This window comes from Desulfovibrio sp. 1188_IL3213 (assembly GCF_036763145.1).
Classification (GTDB): Bacteria; Desulfobacterota; Desulfovibrionia; order Desulfovibrionales; family Desulfovibrionaceae; genus Desulfovibrio.
Window position 1 is genome coordinate 1 of sequence record NZ_JBAIYR010000663.1, and the last position, 880, is coordinate 880.

At 63.3% G+C, this 880-nt stretch carries 2 protein-coding genes; both read right to left on the reverse strand.

Annotated elements, in window-relative coordinates:
* The coding region (locus tag V6C16_RS14375; RefSeq protein ID WP_333543578.1) for a glutamate racemase at window positions 1–310 on the reverse strand (310 nt) is incomplete at its 3' end.
* A gap of 45 nt (window positions 311–355) precedes the next feature.
* Window positions 356–880: sulfite exporter TauE/SafE family protein (locus tag V6C16_RS14380; protein WP_333543579.1), on the reverse strand; the 525-nt coding region annotated here is incomplete at its 5' end.

An 880-nucleotide genomic window follows, 5' to 3' on the forward strand; every position in this document is an offset into this window, starting at 1 on the left:
TCCCCGGCTCCACCACGCCAAGAACGGGCAGGGGGGCAAAGTGCTCGCGCAAGACCGGCAGGGCGGCGGCCGTTGCCGTGTTACAGGCTACCACCAGCATTTTCACGCCCATATCCACCAGTTTTTGCGCGGCCTTGAGGGTATAGCGCACGATGGTGTCAGGCCCCTTGGTTCCGTAAGGCAGACGGGCGGTATCGCCGAGATAGAGCAGGTCTTCGCCGGGCAGACGCCGGTTCAGAGCCTTGAGTACGGTGAGGCCGCCCATGCCGGAGTCGAAAAGGCCGACAGGCAGCCGCGAGCTTTGATTCATGCTGCGTCCTTTGCAATGGCCGCGCAGGATCAGGGCGCGCGGCCGCTAAAAAGCTTGGCCCAGATAACGCAGGGCTGTAAAGAGCAAAATGGCGGCCAGCAGGCATTTAAGCGCCGTGGCCGGCACATGCTTCTGGCAGCGCGCGCCGAAATACATGCCGCACATGCCGCCCAGGCCCACCAGCAGGCCCATTCTCCAGTCAGGGGCAATGGCCGTGCCGGGATACAGGGGGGCCAGCAGCGAGTAAAAGCTTACTCCCGCCACCGATGTAAGAAAGGTGGCAAAAAGGGTGGCCCCGGCCACGGCATAAACCGGAAGCGCAAAAAAGGAAACCAGAAAAGGCGCCATGATAGCCCCGCCGCCAATGCCGTAAATGCCGCCCACAAGGCCCACCACAAGGCTCAGCAGGGCCAGCCCCGGGGTGGAGATTACGTGTTTTTTTCCCTGAAAGGCGAATGCCAGCCGACGGGTATTCCATTCCAGCACACGGCAGCAGCCCGCCGGAGCGCCAGGCCCGGCACATTTGCTGTCCTTTTCAGGCGCGGCTACGCCGGACGCGCCTTGCGGGGC